The sequence below is a fragment of the Peptostreptococcaceae bacterium genome (assembly GCA_016649995.1).
In the GTDB taxonomy this organism is placed as follows: domain Bacteria; phylum Bacillota; class Clostridia; order Peptostreptococcales; family BM714; genus BM714.
The window spans coordinates 1-19,042 of record JAENWJ010000018.1 but is presented as its reverse complement, the minus strand read 5'-3'; the positions used below and the strand labels follow the sequence as shown (position 1 = coordinate 19,042).

Below are 19,042 nucleotides of genomic sequence, written 5' to 3'. Positions count from 1 at the left end.
CGGGCTCAACGGAGTAATGCCGTGGATCCAGGCTCTCTTCGTCCTGCCGGCCGAAACCCTTTTTGCAAAAGAGGCTAAAGAATGATTTGGTTGTTGAGGAAAACTCCTAGGCTGTTCCCGTAAAGGGAAATGCATCGGGGATTAAAGTGCGGTCTTAATGGCGATCCAGTTTCATGCGTGGTGACATCATGGGTAAGGATTTAAAGGGAAACCGCTGATTCGGCGACGATTCAGCATCCTAACGGGAAACCCTACTGGACCTAAGCCGTAAAGTTTACTCTATGCGTTGCCACAATAATTTAATTTAAAAGGAAAAAATACAAATGAAAAAAAGCCTCAACCGTTACAAATACAGATGGATAATACATGTTACTATAATAACCTTTGTTTTTTCATTTTTGCTTAACTCTGTTTCAAAAACCCTGCTTGACAACATAGGTATTGTTTTTGGATTCCTTTTGCTGCTAATCATCGTTTTCATAGGAATTATATTTGATATAATTGGAATTGCAGTCGCAACGGCGGACAGAAAACCTTTCAATTCAATGGCGTCGAGAAAAATTAATGGCGCTCGCGAAGCATTGGAACTTATAAACCACGCCGGACCGGTTTCAAATTTTTGCAATGATGTTGTGGGAGACATAGCCGGAATAGTAAGCGGATCGACAATAACGGTATTAATTTTGAGAATAGGTTCTATAACCACGTTTTTCAATGCATCAATTCTAGGTGTCACGCTAATTTCTCTTACCGCTTCATTGACCGTTGGAGGCAAGGCATTTGGAAAGGAAATGGCAATCTATCAATCAAAGGAAATTGTATTGAAGGTTGGTCGCATAATCCACTTTTTCAACAACAAAATAACATTTAATAGAAAGTGATATATATGAAACTATTGGATAAGATAGATAGTCCCAAAGATATGAAAAAACTTGATATTAATCAATTAAAGCAGCTGTCTCTCGAGATACGTAAATTTCTTCTCGAATCCATTTCCGAAACCGGAGGACATTTGGCTTCAAATCTGGGAATTGTGGAGATTACAATGGCTCTTCACTATGTATTCGACAGTCCGCGTGACAAAATCATCTGGGATGTTGGACATCAGTCCTATGTGCATAAATTGCTCACGGGACGCAGGGATGGGTTCAAAAGCCTCAGAAAGTTCGGAGGAATGAGCGGTTTTCCAAAGAGACTAGAAAGTGAGCATGACCCCTTTGAAACGGGTCACAGCAGTACTTCGCTTTCAGCCGCAATGGGTTTTGCCGCATCAAGGGATTTAAGCGGCGGCGATAATCAAATCATAGCCATAATAGGAGACGGGTCTCTGACTGCAGGAATGGCCTACGAAGCGTTGAATCATATAGGCCATGAGCAAAAGAAAATGATCGTTATCCTAAATGACAACAACATGGCAATTTCAAAAAATACCGGGGCTTTGTCAAGGCATTTAAACAAGATAAGAACTGCTCCGCGATATACGAGAACAAAGGCCGGAATAAAAAACACAATCAATAAAATTCCTTTGGTGGGAGAAGCCATTACTCAAACGCTTGACAAGACAAAGGACATTATCAGGTATATGCTTGTGCCGGGCATCATTTTTGAAGAAATGGGGTTGAAATACATCGGACCGATTGACGGTCACAATCTCGAGGATCTTATAGATGTTTTAAAGCGTGTAAAGAATTTTGAAAAGCCGGTGCTTTTGCATGTGGTTACAAAGAAAGGCAAGGGATATGGATTTGCTGAAAATCATCCCGAGAAATTTCACGGGATAGGTCCATTCAACATAAATACCGGAATATCAAAGAAAGAATCCAATGGTTCTTCTTATTCAAAGGTTTTTTCTTCAACCCTTACAGAATTGGCAGATAAGAATAAATCAATAGTGGCCATTACAGCAGCGATGCCGGATGGCACTGGTCTTTCCATTTTCGAAAAGAAACACCCTGACCGCTTTTTTGATGTTGGAATAGCAGAACAGCACGCAGTAACCTTTGCTGCGGGTCTTGCTTCAAGCGGGAAACGACCATTTGTCGCAATGTATTCTTCCTTCCTTCAAAGGGCATATGATCAAATAATTCATGATGTTTGCCTTCAGAATCTTCCGGTGACATTTTGTATAGACAGGGCAGGCCTTGTAGGAGGGGATGGAGAAACACATCATGGCGCATTTGACTTGTCTTTTCTGTTGCCTATTCCAAATATTACGATACTGTCCCCAAAGGATGGATACGAATTGAAGAGAATGCTTTCTTATACGCTTGAGTTGGATGGACCTGTTGCAATACGTTATCCGCGCGGTAAGAGCTGCGAAATCAACTCTGATAAAACAAGAATTTCGGAGCCTGAGATTATACGAAAGGGTTGCGATTGCATTATTATAGCTGAAGGGTCGGCTGTGAATTCGGCTATTTCATGCGCACTAATACTTGAAAAAAGAGGTTTAAGTTGCGGTATTTTGAATTTGCGTCAAATAAAACCGATAGATGAAAAGTCTCTGTTATTGGCTACCGCTGGCTATAGCCATATAGTTACCCTGGAAAATGGAGCCGTTAATTCCGGTATGGGAGTTCAAATAGATTCCATAATGAAAAACATGGACTCTATTAAACTATTGAACAAAGGATATCCGGATAAATTTATAACACATGGCGAAACAAACGACCTCATTCGGAGCATTTCTTTGGATATTGAATCTCTTGCCAATGAAATCGAATGTTTTTTGAAGGTGTGATGATATGAAAATCAGGATGGATATTCTTTTAGTTGAAGAGGGGTTTTTTGATTCAAGAGAAAAGGCCAAAAGAGCAATAATGGCGGGAATGGTCTATATAAATGGACAAAAGGCCTATAAAGCCGGAACAAAGATTGATATTGAGGGTTCAAAGATTGAAGTGAGGGGAAAACGGATCAAATATGTTGGAAGAGGCGGATTGAAGCTTGAAAAAGCCATAAACTTCTTTAATTTGAATTTGGAAGGAAAAACAGCCATGGACATTGGTGCTTCGACGGGTGGATTTACTGATTGCATGTTGCAAAACGGAGTCAGAAAGGTTTACGCGGTAGATGTAGGATACGGTCAGCTGGATTACAAACTCAGACAGGATTCGCGGGTATCCGTCATGGAACGCACAAACATACGATATTTAAAACATGAAGAGATAGACTCTGAAATTGATTTCATTTCAATAGATGTTTCTTTCATATCTCTGAGACTTGTGTTGCCTGTTGCATATGAAATGCTCAAAGAAGACGGCGAGATTGTTTTTCTGTTGAAACCGCAATTTGAAGCAGGCCGTGAAAAAGTGGGAAGGAACGGCGTTATACGCGACGGGGCAGTACATAGTGAGGTTATTATCGATATGCTGCGCCATATTGAAAGATACCCTTTGTTTTTCAAGGGCATAACTTATTCTCCCATAAAAGGAGCTAAGGGCAATATAGAGTTTCTGATTCATTGCACCAAGTCCGGAGAAGAAGAAGCTGAAAAATGCGATTACGCTTTATTAGCAGCTGAATTGTTGCAAACCATAAATTTTGAGGAGGCAAATTCATGAAGTACTCAAGACATATTAAAATTCTTGAAATAATCAAAGAGCATGAAATTGAAACCCAGGAGGATTTGGCCGAATGGCTTAAAGAAAGCGGTTTCAATATAACACAGGCAACAGTATCTAGAGATATAAAGGAATTAAGGCTAATAAAGGTTCTTACAAAAAATAAGAGATATAAATATGCTTCAATGCAACAGCAGGAGCATATGCTTTCAGACCGATTGATAAACCTTTTTAAGGAATCCGTTGTTTCAATAGAACATTCGGGAAATATCATTGTACTTAAAACTATTACTGGAGCTGCCAATGCTGCGGCTTCGGCCATTGATGCAATCAATTCTACGGATATTGTAGGTTCGATTGCAGGAGACGATACCATTTTCCTTCTGGTAAGAGAAAACTCGAATCTTTTAGAAGTGATAGAATCATTTAGAAAAATGATGACATAAATGAGTGGGTGGTTACATGCTTATCGAATTGCATATAAAGAATTTTATCCTTATCGATGAATTGCGAATAGGGTTCAAAAAAGGTTTGAATGTGATTACCGGCGAAACAGGTGCAGGAAAATCCATACTAATAAAAGCAATAGACATTGCTATTGGTGGAAAGGCAGGGAAAGCCCTATTGCGTCCGGGATCAACAAAAGCTGAAATTGAAATTGCATTTCATTTGTCGGATGAAGAAACAATTAGGAATATTCAAAACCAATATGATTTGAGTTTTGAAGATGAACCCGTAATAGTATTCAAGCGCGAGATACTAGAAAACGGAAGGACTGTAAGCAGGCTGAATGGCAATATTACAAGCCTTGAGGCAATTCGAAAGATTTCCGGAAGATTGATTGATATTCATGGACAGCATGAGCACCAGTCATTGCTTAAGAAGGAAAACTATCTTGGATTATTGGACCGTTCAATTTCAACTGATCACAATGCAAAGATCCGTATGCTTTCATCTATTTGCAGCGAAATCCAATCATTGGAGCGTTTAATAAAAAAGCATAGGGAAACTTCTCAAAAAAACGAACGTGAAATTGACTTCTATCGCTATCAATTGAAAGAAATTAACGAAATTGACTTATTAATAGGCGAGGACAACGATTTATCGAGAGAATATGATTTCATAAAAAATGGAGAAGCCATACTCAGAAATTGTATAGAGGCGCTTAGGTTTATATCTCCCGATTTTGATGACGAAGCCAATGCTACGGATCTTATGGACAAGGCAATATCTTCAATTTCCAATATGCAATCTTTTTCAGAAGAATTAGGTGAAATTTATTCCAAGATGCATGAAGCACACTACTTGCTTGAGGATATAACCACTAATCTGAGACATTTTTCGGATAATTTTTCTTATGACAGTAATCGACTTGAGTATGTAGAAGCAAGAATCGATGCTATCAATAGCATGAAAATGAAATATGGCAATACTATAGATGAAATTTTGCTTTACAGAGACAACATAGAAAAAAGATTGAATGAACATATACATTCGGACGAACAGATTGAAGTCCATGAAAATCTTTATAAAATCAAATTAGAAGAATACAACCGACTTGCTTCGGAAATAAGCATCAAAAGGCATTTGGCTTCAAAACCTTTGAGCGGAAAGGTGTTATCTGAACTCAAGGAATTGAATCTTGAAAAAGCCGAATTCGATATTTCTCTTAATACAGATAAAACCCGCATATCGGCAGCGGGGTATGAAGATGTCGATTTCCTAATATCCACAAATCCGGGACAAAAAGCCAAAAGTCTTTCTAAAATCGCTTCTGGTGGGGAGATTTCGCGGATTATGCTTGCAATAAAGGTGATTATGTCAACAATGGATACCATCGATACAATCATTTTTGACGAGATTGACACTGGAGTAAGCGGAAAGACAGCTAAAAAGGTTGCGGAAAAATTGTACAAAACCTCGATGAGTACACAGGTAATATGTATAACTCATCTTCCGCAAATTGCAGTTATGGGCGATTACCATGTGCTTATAGAAAAATCAGCATCTATAAATTCCACCACTACACACGTAAAAGCTTTGGAAAGAACTGAAAAAGTAAACGAAATATCGCGGTTGCTCGATGGCAATAATGACTCTGAAATTTCGACAGACCACGCTAAAAAATTAATTTCTTCCATTGAAGAAGAAAAAGTTTTAGCATCCTGTGATGAGAACAAGGGGGATAGGTGAGGTGAAGTGTATGAATGTAGAAAAAACAATAAAATCCGACAAGCTTTATCAGGGGAAAATAATAAATCTGCGGATTGATACCGTAGAATTGCCAAATCAAAAGTACTCTAAACGCGAAATTATTGAGCATTGCGGAGGCGTGGCGGTTATAGCTGTTCATGATGGTAAAATCATATTGGTAAAGCAATATCGAAAAGCTGTCGAAAAATCTCTCTATGAGCTTCCGGCGGGAAAGCTGGAAGCGATAGAAAATCCACTGGAATGTGCAAAAAGGGAATTGATTGAAGAAACCGGCTATGAACCACAAAATTTGAAATTTGTTTTAAACTTTTACAGCTCGCCTGGCTTCTCAAATGAAATGATACATCTTTTTATTGCTGATAGAATTTCTTTTGTTGGTGCAAGTCCTGATGAAGACGAATATATTGAAGTAGTAGAAATACCTTTTGAAGATGCTTTTCGTATGGTTTCAGAGGGTGAAATTATTGATGCCAAGACAATAGTTGGGTTGCTTTATCTTATGAAAAATCCGCAATTGGATTGATGTTTCCCATAATTACCTAGAAATGTTCAAGAAAACAGTTTGTTGATTGAAAAGGATTAGTTTTTTAAAGGAATTTTAAATAAATTGTTGAATAAGTAACGTATCGCTAAATAAAATAAATCAATTCATTGAGGTCTTAATATGGAAAAAGTCATTAACGGTTTTGAAAACTATTTATATTCTAAAGAACTATCCGACAACTCCATACATTCATATGTTTCGGATGTTTTTAAATTTCTTTCTTTTTGCAAATCGGATATTCGCAAGGATTTTGTGAATGTAACAAGAAAAGATGTGGTTGGCTATGTTGAAAATTTAAATGCAAAAAACAAATCGGCCTCAACGGTTTCAAGGTATTTATCTTCATTGAAATCATTCTACTCATTTCTTATGTATGAAGGTCTTTTGACAAGCAATCCGGTCTATAAGGTCAACATACCAAAGAAAGATAGAAATATACCTTTCATATTGTCTATCGAAGAGATTGACAATCTTCTTGAGCAGCCATCCTTGAATAAAAGCCGTATGTCGGTTCGAGACAAGGCTATGCTCGAATTGTTGTATGCTACAGGAATGCGTGTTTCGGAAATCATAGCACTTGACATATGCAATGTGAACCTAAATTTGGGATATATTCACTGTAGCGGACAAAATACAAGAAAAAGCAGAATCATTCCGATTGGCACGCTGGCAAAGATCTCTTTGCTTAATTATATATATGAACTTAGAAACCCTATGATTTCAAATGATGAGGGAGCTCTTTTCATAAACTACACAGGAAATCGTCTTACAAGGCAAGGCTTTTGGAAAATAGTAAAAAAATACAAAAAACTGGCAAATATTAATAAAGACATAACTCCTCAGACGCTCAGACATTCCTTTGCGGCTCATTTGCTTAATAATGGAGCCGATTTGAAGTCTGTACAAAAGATGTTGGGTCATTCAGACATATCCACAACGCAAATCTACCTTCAGCTAAAAGATGATAAAATAAAGGATGTCTATGACAAAACTCATCCAAGAGCTTAATGAAAAGAGGAGGGTTTTAAATGAATTTCCAAAACATTATAACGAAAAAGAGAGATGGAATTGAATTGAACGATAAAGAAATTCGTTTTTTTATACAGGGATATACATTTGATGAAATACCCGATTATCAGGTTTCCGCTTTGTTGATGGCCATCTATTTTAAAGGTCTCAATGAAAGGGAAACTATTTCTTTGACAAGAGAAATGCTTAATTCAGGCGAAACGGTTGATTTGTCGGAAATAAACGGTGTCAAAGTAGATAAACACAGCACCGGCGGTGTGGGCGACACAACCTCAATGATTGTTGCTCCCCTTGTAGCCTCTTGCGGAATACCTGTAGCAAAAATGTCCGGCAGAGGTCTTGGACATACCGGAGGAACAATTGACAAGCTTGAGTCTATACCCGGATTCAAGGTTGAACTTTCTGTCGATGATTTCATCCGGCAGGTCAAGTATCATAAATTGGCCCTTATCGGACAAACAGGGAACCTTGCTCCTGCAGACAAGAAATTATATGCATTGAGGGATGTAACCGCTACCGTCGAGAACCTTTCATTGATAGCCAGCAGCATAATGAGCAAAAAACTTGCAGCTGGAAGCGATGCAATTGTACTTGATGTTAAATTTGGACAGGGAGCATTTATGAAAACTATTGAAGAAGCAGTCAATCTTGCTGAAACGATGGTGAAAATAGGAAATGGAATGGGCCGTAAGGTAATTGCTCTTGTTACAGATATGCAGCAGCCGCTAGGATATGCTATCGGCAACTCGCTCGAAGTAAAAGAAGCGCTTCAAGTGTTAAAAGGAAACGGACCGTCCGATCTTAGGGAACTTTGCATATGTCTTGCTTCGGAAATGATTTCGCTTGGGCTTAAAATCAATCTTGCTTCGGCAAGAGAAAAAGCTGAGGAGAACCTTTATTCGGGAAAAGCGCTTGCAAAATTTTTCGATTTCGTATCCGCACAGGGTGGAGACATAGATTTCTTGAGAAATCCGTCAAAATTGCCCAAGTCTTCAAAAACCATAAGCATAGATGCGCTTAAAACCGGCTATGTCACTAAGATAAACGCTCTGGATTTGGGGATTTCTGCAATGCGGCTAGGTGCGGGACGCGAAACAAAAGAAAGCAAATTGGATTATGCAGCAGGTATTCTTCTAAAAGTCAAGACCGGAGATTTTGTGAACGAGGGGCAGCAGCTTGCCGTTATGCATCTTCCGCTTTCATTGGAATACGATTCTACAGTCGAATTAAAGGTTTTAGACTCTTTTACAATTGATTCGAAAAAACCGGTTTCATCTGTAAAACTGATACATGCAAGAGTAAGTGAAGATTTTACCGAGTATTATTAAAGGTGGCATGATATGAATCTTTTAAAAAAGCTGGAAAGTCGTAAGCTTTTGTTTTCTATACTCAAAAAACTTTCAAAATCCTATGAAGGTTTAGACGGCCGCATATATCTTATCGGCGGGGTTGTTCGCGATTTGATTATTAGTGAAGAAAAAATAAGCGATTTGGATATATTGATTACTTTGGGATACCCTTTGGAATATGCTGAAAAACTAAGAAATGAAGGGCTGACAGATCATATAAGAGGGGAACGAATATATAATACGGCAAAGCTTATTATAGAAGATCAGAGGAAAAGTTTTTGCATTGATATTAACCACACAAGAACCGAGCAGTATGCATATCCGGGGAGTCTCCCTGAAATTGAATGGGTGGATTCTCTTTTTTTTGATGTTTCAAGACGAGATTTTTCTATAAACACCATTGCGATGTCCTTGAATGGTGACAGTTTCGGCGAGGTATTGGACTATTTGAATGGAATCGAAGATTTGGGCAAAAAAGAAATCAGGGTACTTCACAAGGATAGTTTTATTGACGATCCGATTCGCATATTCAGATTGATTAGATATATGAAAAGGCTTGGACTAACAATTGAAGGCCATACTAAAGCCCTTTTGGAAGATGCGGTTACTGATAATCTTATTGCAAATGTAAGCGGCGATCGAATATTTGATGAATTGGTAAAATGCCTTTCGGAAGATTATTCTCATTTATACTTTGAAGCATTTGAAATATACGGCATTTTCAAAGGTTTTCATTTTGATACGAGAGCACTAGAGCGTTTTGAAAAAGACCCATCTTTTACCGCTATGAAGGGCTACAATTCTTTAGATAATATTCTCTTAAAAATTATGTTGCTTGGCAGTCCTGTTTTTTTTCAATACAATATGCCTAAAGGTTATAAGCGGTTTCTCGAGAATCACTTAAACAAGAGTGGTGAATGGAAAAAGAGGATTCTTTTAACTTCCTCAGATAGTGAGCTGTATGCCGCAGCATCGCCCATACAGGATGAATCAATTGCAGCAATTGCATTTTCCGGTGTGCCTGGATATAAAGCATATATTCAAGTTAAGCATTATTTTTCAACGCTAAAACATATGAAAACTCATTTAACAGGGAAAGACTTGCTTTCAATGGGTGTCGAGCAGGGAAAACAGATAAGCATAATTCTTGGGGAAATTCTTGAAAAAAAGATTCAGGGAAGCATTGAAGACAGTCTCGAAGCAGAAATTGAATTCATAGAAATGAAACTTGGAAGGAATGTTTAGATCATGGATTATACGATTGAAGTAGGACAATTTTCGGGCCCATTTGATTTGCTATTCCATTTGATAGAAAAAAATGAAATTAATTTACACGATTTGCCTATTTCAGAAATAACATCCCAATACATCGAGTATATGAATCGAATGGAAATCATAGATTTGGACAATCTAAGCGAATTCATTCTGCTTGCAGCAACGCTTCTTGAAATAAAGTCAAAAATGCTTTTACCGGACTCAAACGAAAAAAATATGGATGAAAAAGAAGACCCAAGGGACGAATTGGTTCAAAAGCTTATTGAATACAGCAAATTCAAAAAAATGTCTATAATGTTCGACAAAAGAGAGCAAGACTACTCGAAGGTTCTTTATAGAAAAGATACACCCCGCGAAGTAATGAACATCACGACAAAACTTAATCAGGATATAGAGTTTGAATTTGACGAAAATGCACTTATTAACGCGCTGGCTGATTTGTTAACAAAATTGGATTCCATAGACCATAACCGCAAAAAATATTTCAATGAAATAAACCCCGATAAGTGGACGGTTGAAGACAAAATAAATCATATAAGGAATATTTTTATAACATGTAAAACCATGGACTTCGAAAAATTGTTTCATTCAGATACTTCGCGAGATGAAATAATAACTACATTTCTTGCATTGTTGGAGTTGATTAGGACGGGAGAAATAAAAGTCGTACAGAAGCATCTTTTCGACACCATAAAAATAACAAAATCCGAAGCAGGTGAATTTAAATATGAATAACCAAGAAGTAAAATCCATAATGGAATCAGTTCTTTTTATTTCGACGGAACCGGTCACAATAAACCAATTCAGCCGTCTACTCGATGTAGGCAAAGACCAGGTTTCGGCTTGTATAAAAGAGCTGGAAGCTGCATATTCCGACCAAAGCGGGATACAATTGGTATCAATTAATGAAGGATATCAATTTTCTACCAACAATAGCAATTATTTTTATGTTGAAAGGTTTTGCAAGAACATTAACCTTAAAAAACTTTCACAACAAGCGCTGGAGGTTTTGTCGATAGTAGCATACAAGCAGCCTATAACAAAAGGCGAAATAGAACTAATTAGAGGTGTGCAGTCTTCCGGAGTAGTCAACACTCTCTTGGAAAAAAGTTTTTTGAAAATAACCGGCCGTTTGGATAAAATTGGACGCCCGCTTCTTTATGGTACAACTGATAGCTTTTTAAAAGCTTTTGGATTTGCTTCACTTGAAGATTTGCCTGACATAAATTCTTTTCAAAATGCAGATTTGTTCATGAGCTTAAAGGAGTAAGAAATGCGCCTTCAAAAATATATCTCAAAAGCAGGATACGCTTCACGTAGAAAAGCGGAAGCACTCATAAGTGAAGGCCTTGTTAAGGTAAACGGAATCAAAGTGGTTGAGATGGGCATAAGAGTTGATCCTGACAAGGATTCTGTTTCAATAAATGGTAAAATTCTGCGAATAGAAAAAGAAGCTGTTTACTTGCTCCTAAACAAACCGGAAGGTGTCGTTACAACATTGTCCGATAATTTCAATAGGACTATAGTGACTGATTTTATTAGTATAAACGAACGTGTATATCCGGTTGGCAGACTGGATTATGATTCAAAAGGACTTGTCTTAATGACCAATGACGGTGAACTGACAAATTTCTTGACTCACCCTGCGCACCACATTTCAAAAACATACATTGTCAACATAGACCGGGAGCTTTCTTCTGAAGAAATTAATCGTTTTAGAAACGGAGTCGATATCGGGGGATATGTGACAGCAAAGTGTGATATTTCGAAGAAGGGGCATCTAAGCTATGAAATAGTCTTATACGAAGGCAAAAACAGGCAAATAAGAAGAATGTTTGAAACGTTCAAGCGAAGAGTTCTTTCGCTTCAAAGGGTTTCAATCGGGAACATAATGATTGGATCGCTTAAAGAAGGAGCATGGCGGCGATTGAATGAAGAAGAAGTAAAATACCTCAGGAGTCTATTCGATACGGAAAAAGGGAAAAAGAGGTGATGCAATGAAATTTCTTATTACAAACGACGACGGAATCCATGCGGAATCAATAATTAAATTAGCAAGATTTTTATCAGGCAAAGGGCACTGCGTAACAGTTGTCGCACCTAAAAACGAAATGAGCGCTGTCAGTCACGCTATAACGATGCATGATCCTATAAGAATAAAGAAAATTTTTTTAAAAGAAGCATTCCCATGTTATTCGATAAATGGAACACCGGTCGATTGCATAAAAATGGCATTGGAAATTATTATGGAAACAAAGCCGGATTGGATAATTTCGGGGATGAATAGAGGTTTAAACCTTGGCACGGATATCTTTTATTCGGGAACCCTGTCCGCCGCAATGGAGGGGTGGTTTAACGGGATTCCGGCAATAGCGATTTCCGCGCCTGAAAGTTTTAACAAAGATTTTGATCCATTGTATGAGTTTTTCAATAAAGCCATATTGATGCCGCTGATAAGAACCCAAAGGAAAGGCCTTTTTAATGTAAATTTCCCGGATTCGGAAGTTTTTAAGGGAGTAAAAGTAACAGAACTGGGGAGACTAAAATATGTGAACATCTATAAGAAACGTACCGATCCCAGAGGCAATACATACTATTGGCTTGCAGGAGACATTGAAGATAGCGAAATCAACAATCATTCAACGGATGTAAGAGCAATTGAAAATGGATTCGTCTCATTGACGCCCATAAATATTGACATGACAGACTATGAAAGTATTGCAGAATTGAATATATTGCTTAGTTAAATAATATTGGATAACGGCTTACACGTATACACGTAAGGTGTTATCCAATATTATTTGTATACAATTGCAAGATTTTATTCATATTTTGCGATATAATCACATTTATGAAATTTTTATTGCATAATGCCGATATGTTTGCTATATTTGTAATATAGATGATTTGAAAGGAGCCAGCCGACTTGAAAAACGATAAATCGAACTTGAAACTAATAATCAAGAAAGAATGGTGTAAGGGTTGTGGCATATGTGCGGCATTTTGCCCCAAAAATGTACTGGAAGTGCAAAATGGCAAAATAGAAATTGTCAACGATGAATGTATAAAATGTGGACTTTGCGAACAGCGATGTCCGGACTTTGCCATTTATTTGGAAGGAGAAGATACTAATGAAAAGTAACTTCAAGCTTATGCAAGGGAATGAAGCCTGCGTTGAAGGCGCATTGTATGCCGGTATGCGTTTTTACTCAGGATATCCAATAACTCCTTCAACTGAACTTATGGAAATATCAGCTGTGAAATTGCCTCTTTTGGGAGGGAAATTCCTCCAAATGGAAGATGAAATAGCAGGAATTGCCGCCGCCATAGGAGCATCGCTGACTGGATTCAAGGCAATGACGGGAACAAGCGGACCGGGTTTTTCGTTGAAGCAGGAGAATATTGGATATGCAGCCATTACAGAAGTGCCATTGGTAATAGTAAACATACAAAGGGGTGGTCCAAGTACGGGTCTTCCGACATCTCCCGCACAAGGGGATGTTATGCAGGCTAAGTGGGGAACCCACGGCGATCATCCGGTTATAGCGCTTTGTCCGTCTTCCGTAAGGGAAATGTTCGAGCTTACTGTTAGAGCTTTCAATCTGGCCGAAAAATACAGAACACCGGTTATATTGCTAGCGGACGAAATTGTAGGCCATATGAGAGAAAAAATAGTGGTTCCGGAAGCTGGAGAACTTGAGGTAATAAACCGAAATGAACCCGCTCCGCGCCAGTCAAACTATCTTCCATATTCCGTTGCCGATGGAGCCTACGTTCCTGAAATTGCATCATTTGGAACCGGATACAGATTCCATGTCACGGGTCTTATGCATGATGAAACAGGTTTTCCAAGCAACAGCAGCGAAAACGCCGAAAAACTTCTTGATCGGCTCATGAACAAAATCAAAATGAATGAAGACGACATACTGGATTTTGAGGAATACATGACAGAAGATGCGGAAATCGTTATTTTGGGATACGGAGGGACAGCAAGATCTGTCAAGAGTGCTGTAAAAACTCTTCGCAAGGAAGGCATAAAAGCGGGTATGTTTAGACCTAAAACCATCTGGCCTTCCCCTGAAAAAAGAATAAAGGAATTAAGCGAACAGGCAAAAGCAATAATCGTCGCCGAATTAAATCTTGGACAGTATGTTCTTGAAGTTGAAAGAATAGTAAAGGACAGCTGTAAGCTTGGATTTATAGGAAAAGCCAATGGGGAAGTCCTTATGCCCGACGAAATAGCAGCAAAAGCAAAGGAGGTCCTTTAATCATGGCAAGTGCATTGATCGAAAAATACATGCGTACTGACAAATTTCCACATATGTGGTGTCCCGGGTGCGGACACGGAATTATAATGCGATCGATTGTTGACGCTATTGATAGACTCGGATGGGAAAAAGACAATGTATGCGTTGTTTCCGGAATAGGTTGCTCATCGAGAGCGCCCGGATATATGGATTTTAACACACTTCACACAACTCATGGTAGAGCCCTGGCTTTTGCTACTGGAATAAAGCTTGCGAATCCGGATCTACATGTTGTTGTGGTATCCGGTGATGGTGATTCTTCAGCTATAGGAGGAAATCATCTTATACATGCGGCAAGACGAAACATAGATATTACTACAATTGTTTTCAACAACAATATTTACGGTATGACCGGAGGACAATATTCTCCAACAACGCCTACCAATTACTTTGGTTCCACGGCCCCCTATGGGAATATAGACAGATGCTTCGACATAGCCGAACTAGCCGGTGCTGCAGGAGCTACATACACCGCGCGCTCGACTATCTATCATGTACCGCAAATGACAAACTATATTGAAAAAGCGCTTCGCAAAAAAGGTTTTTCGCTAGTTGAAGCCATTTCTATTTGCCCCACTAGCTTTGGAAGACGGAACAAGTTAGGCGATGCCGTGGATATGATAAAGTGGATTAGAGATTCAGCCGTGCCCGTATCGAAGGCATCAACTATGTCATCAGATGAAATGGTTGGAAAATTTACGATAGGCGAATTAAAAAACACAGAAGCTCCGGAATATACGCAGCAGTATGACAGATTGATCGAACGACTTAGAGAGGAGGATGACGCATGATGTCGCAAATGGAAATTAGGCTGACTGGATCTGGTGGACAAGGCCTTATACTTGCTGGTATAATATTGGCAGAAGCAGCATTGCTTCAGGGAGACAACGCAATACAATCTCAGTCATACGGACCTGAGGCAAGAGGCGGAGCAAGCAAATCCGAAGTCATCATAAGCAAAGAAGACATCGACTTTCCAAAGGTCAAAGATGCGGATATTTTACTTTCTCTTACGCAAATTGCCTATGACAAATACAAGGGAGCCACAAAGGAATCAGCCATTGTAATTGTGGATTCTGCCATAGATATAGACAAAAGCTTAAAAGTAGGTAGGGTAATAAGTATACCAATAATTAAAACGGCATCCGAAAAAGTCGGAAAATCCATAGTTTCAAACATAGTAGCCCTCGGAGCGATTCAGAAAGTAACGGGAATCGTAAATCAAGATTTTCTTGAAGAGGCTGTATTGAAAAGGGTTCCCGCAAAATTTAAAGATTTGAATCGAAAAGCGCTTGCGGAAGGGTTCAATCTTGTAAAAGAGTGATATTATGAGAGAAGAGAAAAAAGATATCTTTAAAATAATAAACAGAAGGTATGAGAACTTCAGCAAAAGCCAAAAATTGATTGCGGACTATATTATTGAAAACTATGACAAAGCAGCTTTTATGACTGCGTCAAAACTTGGCGAAACTGTTGGAATTAGCGAATCAACCATTGTAAGATTTGCAGATGCGTTGGATTTCAGCGGTTATCCCGAGCTGCAAAAGGCTTTGCAGGAACTGATAAAGACAAAACTGACAACGGTTCAGCGATTTGAATTGACAAACAAGTACACTAGCGACACACAAACCATTTTGAATGTCATGGATTCCGACATTCAAAATATACGGGAAACAATGAATGAATTAGACAAAGATATGCTTGAAAAGGTTACAAGCGAAATCCTATGCGCAAAAAGGGTATATATCCTTGGGTTAAGAAGTTCGGCAGTGCTTGCAGAGTATTTGGGATTTTACCTAAACTTTATTTTAAAGGATGTTCATGTAATCAAGGCCCAGTACAACGATGTATATGAGCAACTGATTAACATTAGCAGTGAGGATGTAGTTATTGCATTAAGCTTTCCGCGATATTCAAGAAGGACTTATGAATCAGTAAGGTTGCTGAGGCGGCAAGGCTGCAAAATCATTTCCATCACGGATAGCAAATTTTCGCCACTTGCATCAATATCGGAAATGACTCTTTTCGCAAAAAACAATGTAACATCTTTTGTAGATTCATTGGTTGCTCCAATGAGCCTGATTAATTTACTGATTGTATCCATCAGTCTTCAGGAAAAAGAGCTCTTGACCGAAACTTTTCGTAAATTGGAAGCAGTTTGGGATGAATTTAATATATACAGCAAATCATAAACTAAACAACTACCCCTAGGGGTAGTTGTTTTCTGTCAACCACTTTTGAAAATGTCCCAATAAATCGCAAACATTAGCACCAGAATCTGGTGCTAGATTTGAATTGTTAAGCTACTTTTTTTTATGGGCCTGTTTTTTCATATATCGTTCAAAAGATGCCTGTTTCCACAGCCTAATAAGAAGGTTTCTCCCCAAAGGTACCTCGTTTGCAGATTTGACATCTGAAGATATCGCTAGGATCCAAAACTGGTGCAATAACCTGCCTCGTAAAATTCTTGGGTATCGCACCCCTTTACAGGTCTTCGAAGAGGAGATCCTTGCTGCTGCTTGATTTTCAATCTATACGGTAAGTGGTGCATTTGCTATTGCAATTAAGGAAAGAAAATAATAAGAAGTATACCCCAAAGAAATATTGCAAATAGTATTGTTAACTTCCTGAAATTTTCCGACTCGAATAGCAAATCCTTCATGATTTACCATGAAGGATTGTTTTTTTGCTCTATTTTCTTGTATCTTTGGATTGATCCAAGAATTGTAGTACTTCATCATAAGTCTTATCACTTTTCATAATGGCATTAACAAGTTGTTCTTTTTTTAGAGCATCTTTTTTATCCATTAAATCACTTAACTTTGTTACTGCTGTATCATATTTTTCCTTTGTTTTAACAACATCATCTTGTGCTTTTTCAATCTTCTTTTCTAAGGTTTCTATCCCGGCTGTTCTTGCCATATTTACTCACATCCTTTTAGTTGATTACTAATTTCTATTGATTTATGTTTTATATAGTTTTCTGTCATCTCAAATGCATTTAATATTTTCTTTTGATTAGAAGTGACTGCATGATCTAAACGATAAACTTGATCAAGTTGTCGTATCATTTCAATTTTTTCTAATTCTTTTAATGCTGCTGGCACTGTCATAAAGTTCGGCTTTTTTGATAGCTTTTTCTTTTCTTCTCTAAGACAAGTATATATCTTATTTCGTACAATCAAGGCAACGAATTCTATGAATATCTTTGACGCTGCCCTTACATCAGAATGTACTCTTAGCGACTTATTACCTAAGTAAGCTTTATCACCTCTAAACAACTTTTCGGATGCATCACGCCCTTTATAAAAGTCAATGGCGGCTGTTGCCGTCATCTTCTGTGAAGTGATGATTACAAAATAACCACAAAGTGAGATTTCTTCTTCTATAACACTTGCTTTTTCTCGAGCAAACATAAATTTTTTATCATCATAAAACAATTCGAAATAGTGGTCAACCGTTGAATTAAACTCTTTCTCTGTGTTTTTATACTTGTTTAAGTACTCGTTTAACTCATGTATTTTTAGTTCTATATATCTTCGTTCATAGCTCTCCTTAAAAATACTATGATATACATGAAAGTAACGTTCTTTTTCATCGGATGCATATAATGTTCTTTTTACACTTTTACCATAGACGCCATAATCAAAAATATTATTGACTCGCTTGTTTTCAAATGTCCCTTTATGCTCTATAATCAGCTCTTTTACTAATGATTTCATGCCTTTCATCATAACGATAAAACTATAACCACATGAGTCCAGATACTCAAAGTTTGACTTACTAAAATACCCACGATCTAAGATAAATCCAATGTTTTTATAACCATAACCTTTGGCTTTATCAACCATGTGCTTTAATTGGGCTACATCTGTAATACTACCTGGATATTTTTCATAAAAAAGTGGTTCACTATTTTTATTATCATAGGCAATTGCATAATTAAATATAGGGGTTCCTGCATCTATTTTTGCCTTACCATACTCAACAATTTCAATGTCTCCAGCCTGACAATTCTTATTTGTGGAATCATAAGAGAAATACAATTTTTCCCGATGGTTTCGTCTTTCATTCCAGCTATTTAGAAAGCCTAAGCTTTGATCTTCTGTAATTGAATTTAGAAAATCTGAAATTTTTGAATCGCTATAAATTCTCATATCATTTGTAAATAAAGGATGGTTGTAAGCATAATCTGGATAGTACTGATTTGCATTACTTTCTGCTATTATTGAGTAACTTATCATATCTAACAGAAGTCCTAACTCTTTATCATTAAAGTAGTCACTTAACATCTCTGGAATTTTATAATCATTCATAATTTTCTTGATGATTATATGAGACCCAATTCTAAGACAAGAACTCCTGTGTGATCGATCTTTTGTTTCTGGAAGTTCTATCTCTGGAAAGTACTTTAAAAAATTCTCGTTCGGTATCATCAGTGTTAAATCATCTTTAGATAACTTACCGATAGTAGTACGTTTTGAGACAGTATATTTTTTTGTTGGATCATACTTTCGCTCATATGCATACTCAATATATGTGGTATCTTTCTTCTTATTTGTTGTTATTTTACCTGTGTTCTCTGGTAATTTTACAAGATAATCTAAATACATTTCGGGGCTCCTTTTCGAGACTGAATTCCTACACTTTAAGTATACCATGTTTCCAACTCAAAAACAAGAAAAAGCCCTATTTTCAAGGCTTCCATCAAATTATCTTATTCGTATTTTTTCGAGACTGAATTTTTAAGGAAGTTCACAT

Annotated in this window: 20 protein-coding genes; 18 read left to right on the top strand and 2 right to left on the bottom strand. The window is 37.6% G+C overall.

The features are described from left to right. Positions 1-323: 323 nt before the first annotated feature. The 18 genes from JJE29_04915 (at position 324) to JJE29_04830 (ending at position 16,473) form a co-directional block, all read left to right on the top strand. Complete coding sequence (locus JJE29_04915; GenBank protein MBK5251957.1) at positions 324-881, top strand: hypothetical protein; 558 nt, start codon at positions 324-326, stop codon at positions 879-881. A gap of 14 nt (positions 882-895) precedes the next feature. After that, on the top strand, positions 896-2,740 hold the full coding sequence (locus JJE29_04910; GenBank protein ID MBK5251956.1) for a 1-deoxy-D-xylulose-5-phosphate synthase: 1,845 nt from the start codon (positions 896-898) through the stop codon (positions 2,738-2,740). Between the two features lie 4 nt (positions 2,741-2,744). Beyond that, positions 2,745-3,563: a TlyA family RNA methyltransferase gene (locus JJE29_04905; GenBank protein MBK5251955.1), complete on the top strand. Its 819-nt coding sequence runs from the start codon at positions 2,745-2,747 to the stop codon at positions 3,561-3,563. Beyond that, the gene (locus JJE29_04900) at positions 3,560-4,009 is read left to right on the top strand and encodes an arginine repressor (protein ID MBK5251954.1); all 450 of its coding nucleotides are present in this window, start codon (positions 3,560-3,562) and stop codon (positions 4,007-4,009) included. The genes JJE29_04905 and JJE29_04900 overlap by 4 nt, the downstream gene beginning before the upstream one ends. A gap of 16 nt (positions 4,010-4,025) precedes the next feature. Beyond that, complete coding sequence (recN, locus tag JJE29_04895) at positions 4,026-5,756, top strand: DNA repair protein RecN (protein MBK5251953.1); 1,731 nt, start codon at positions 4,026-4,028, stop codon at positions 5,754-5,756. A gap of 1 nt (position 5,757) precedes the next feature. Next, positions 5,758-6,300 (top strand): NUDIX hydrolase, encoded by a 543-nt coding sequence (locus tag JJE29_04890; protein ID MBK5251952.1) that lies wholly within the window; start codon positions 5,758-5,760, stop codon positions 6,298-6,300. 141 nt (positions 6,301-6,441) lie between these two features. After that, positions 6,442-7,329 (top strand): tyrosine recombinase, encoded by an 888-nt coding sequence (locus JJE29_04885; GenBank protein MBK5251951.1) that lies wholly within the window; start codon positions 6,442-6,444, stop codon positions 7,327-7,329. A gap of 20 nt (positions 7,330-7,349) precedes the next feature. Further along, positions 7,350-8,678 carry a pyrimidine-nucleoside phosphorylase gene (locus JJE29_04880; protein MBK5251950.1) on the top strand — a complete coding sequence of 443 codons (1,329 nt, stop codon included), beginning with the start codon at positions 7,350-7,352 and terminating at the stop codon, positions 8,676-8,678. 12 nt (positions 8,679-8,690) lie between these two features. Further along, entirely contained in the window at positions 8,691-9,944 is a 1,254-nt protein-coding gene (locus JJE29_04875) for a CCA tRNA nucleotidyltransferase (protein ID MBK5251949.1), read from the top strand. Positions 9,945-9,947: 3 nt separating this feature from the next. After that, the gene (locus JJE29_04870; GenBank protein ID MBK5251948.1) at positions 9,948-10,709 is read left to right on the top strand and encodes a segregation/condensation protein A; all 762 of its coding nucleotides are present in this window, start codon (positions 9,948-9,950) and stop codon (positions 10,707-10,709) included. Then, positions 10,702-11,244 carry an SMC-Scp complex subunit ScpB gene (scpB, locus tag JJE29_04865; GenBank protein ID MBK5251947.1) on the top strand — a complete coding sequence of 181 codons (543 nt, stop codon included), beginning with the start codon at positions 10,702-10,704 and terminating at the stop codon, positions 11,242-11,244. The genes JJE29_04870 and scpB overlap by 8 nt, the downstream gene beginning before the upstream one ends. A gap of 3 nt (positions 11,245-11,247) precedes the next feature. After that, complete coding sequence (locus JJE29_04860; GenBank protein ID MBK5251946.1) at positions 11,248-11,967, top strand: rRNA pseudouridine synthase; 720 nt, start codon at positions 11,248-11,250, stop codon at positions 11,965-11,967. 4 nt (positions 11,968-11,971) lie between these two features. Further along, complete coding sequence (gene surE, locus JJE29_04855; GenBank protein ID MBK5251945.1) at positions 11,972-12,721, top strand: 5'/3'-nucleotidase SurE; 750 nt, start codon at positions 11,972-11,974, stop codon at positions 12,719-12,721. Positions 12,722-12,900: 179 nt separating this feature from the next. Further along, a complete protein-coding gene (locus JJE29_04850) occupies positions 12,901-13,116 on the top strand; it encodes a 4Fe-4S binding protein (protein MBK5251944.1) in 216 nt (71 codons plus the stop codon). Further along, positions 13,106-14,242: a 2-oxoacid:acceptor oxidoreductase subunit alpha gene (locus JJE29_04845; GenBank protein MBK5251943.1), complete on the top strand. Its 1,137-nt coding sequence runs from the start codon at positions 13,106-13,108 to the stop codon at positions 14,240-14,242. The genes JJE29_04850 and JJE29_04845 overlap by 11 nt, the downstream gene beginning before the upstream one ends. A gap of 2 nt (positions 14,243-14,244) precedes the next feature. Next, on the top strand, positions 14,245-15,072 hold the full coding sequence (locus JJE29_04840) for a 2-oxoacid:ferredoxin oxidoreductase subunit beta (GenBank protein MBK5251942.1): 828 nt from the start codon (positions 14,245-14,247) through the stop codon (positions 15,070-15,072). Next, on the top strand, positions 15,069-15,605 hold the full coding sequence (locus JJE29_04835) for a 2-oxoacid:acceptor oxidoreductase family protein (protein MBK5251941.1): 537 nt from the start codon (positions 15,069-15,071) through the stop codon (positions 15,603-15,605). The genes JJE29_04840 and JJE29_04835 overlap by 4 nt, the downstream gene beginning before the upstream one ends. 4 nt (positions 15,606-15,609) lie before the next feature. Further along, positions 15,610-16,473, top strand: coding sequence for a MurR/RpiR family transcriptional regulator (locus tag JJE29_04830; GenBank protein ID MBK5251940.1), 864 nt, complete (start codon positions 15,610-15,612; stop codon positions 16,471-16,473). 499 nt (positions 16,474-16,972) lie between these two features. On the opposite strand, the gene JJE29_04825 is transcribed toward JJE29_04830, so the two are convergent. Both JJE29_04825 and JJE29_04820 read right to left on the bottom strand, forming a co-directional pair. Beyond that, positions 16,973-17,203 (bottom strand): hypothetical protein, encoded by a 231-nt coding sequence (locus JJE29_04825; protein MBK5251939.1) that lies wholly within the window; start codon positions 17,201-17,203, stop codon positions 16,973-16,975. A gap of 2 nt (positions 17,204-17,205) precedes the next feature. Continuing rightward, entirely contained in the window at positions 17,206-18,894 is a 1,689-nt protein-coding gene (locus tag JJE29_04820) for a transposase (protein MBK5251938.1), read from the bottom strand. Positions 18,895-19,042 lie beyond the last annotated feature (148 nt).

Coding starts and splice junctions, on each gene's coding strand:
- JJE29_04915 (MBK5251957.1), top strand. CDS start 324: ATGAAAAAAAGCCTCAACCGTTACAAATACAGATGGATAATACATGTT.
- JJE29_04905 (MBK5251955.1), top strand. CDS start 2,745: ATGAAAATCAGGATGGATATTCTTTTAGTTGAAGAGGGGTTTTTTGAT.
- JJE29_04900 (MBK5251954.1), top strand. CDS start 3,560: ATGAAGTACTCAAGACATATTAAAATTCTTGAAATAATCAAAGAGCAT.
- recN (MBK5251953.1), top strand. CDS start 4,026: ATGCTTATCGAATTGCATATAAAGAATTTTATCCTTATCGATGAATTG.
- JJE29_04885 (MBK5251951.1), top strand. CDS start 6,442: ATGGAAAAAGTCATTAACGGTTTTGAAAACTATTTATATTCTAAAGAA.
- JJE29_04880 (MBK5251950.1), top strand. CDS start 7,350: ATGAATTTCCAAAACATTATAACGAAAAAGAGAGATGGAATTGAATTG.
- JJE29_04875 (MBK5251949.1), top strand. CDS start 8,691: ATGAATCTTTTAAAAAAGCTGGAAAGTCGTAAGCTTTTGTTTTCTATA.
- JJE29_04870 (MBK5251948.1), top strand. CDS start 9,948: ATGGATTATACGATTGAAGTAGGACAATTTTCGGGCCCATTTGATTTG.
- scpB (MBK5251947.1), top strand. CDS start 10,702: ATGAATAACCAAGAAGTAAAATCCATAATGGAATCAGTTCTTTTTATT.
- JJE29_04860 (MBK5251946.1), top strand. CDS start 11,248: ATGCGCCTTCAAAAATATATCTCAAAAGCAGGATACGCTTCACGTAGA.
- surE (MBK5251945.1), top strand. CDS start 11,972: ATGAAATTTCTTATTACAAACGACGACGGAATCCATGCGGAATCAATA.
- JJE29_04845 (MBK5251943.1), top strand. CDS start 13,106: ATGAAAAGTAACTTCAAGCTTATGCAAGGGAATGAAGCCTGCGTTGAA.
- JJE29_04840 (MBK5251942.1), top strand. CDS start 14,245: ATGGCAAGTGCATTGATCGAAAAATACATGCGTACTGACAAATTTCCA.
- JJE29_04835 (MBK5251941.1), top strand. CDS start 15,069: ATGATGTCGCAAATGGAAATTAGGCTGACTGGATCTGGTGGACAAGGC.
- JJE29_04830 (MBK5251940.1), top strand. CDS start 15,610: ATGAGAGAAGAGAAAAAAGATATCTTTAAAATAATAAACAGAAGGTAT.
- JJE29_04825 (MBK5251939.1), bottom strand. CDS start 17,203: ATGGCAAGAACAGCCGGGATAGAAACCTTAGAAAAGAAGATTGAAAAA.
- JJE29_04820 (MBK5251938.1), bottom strand. CDS start 18,894: ATGTATTTAGATTATCTTGTAAAATTACCAGAGAACACAGGTAAAATA.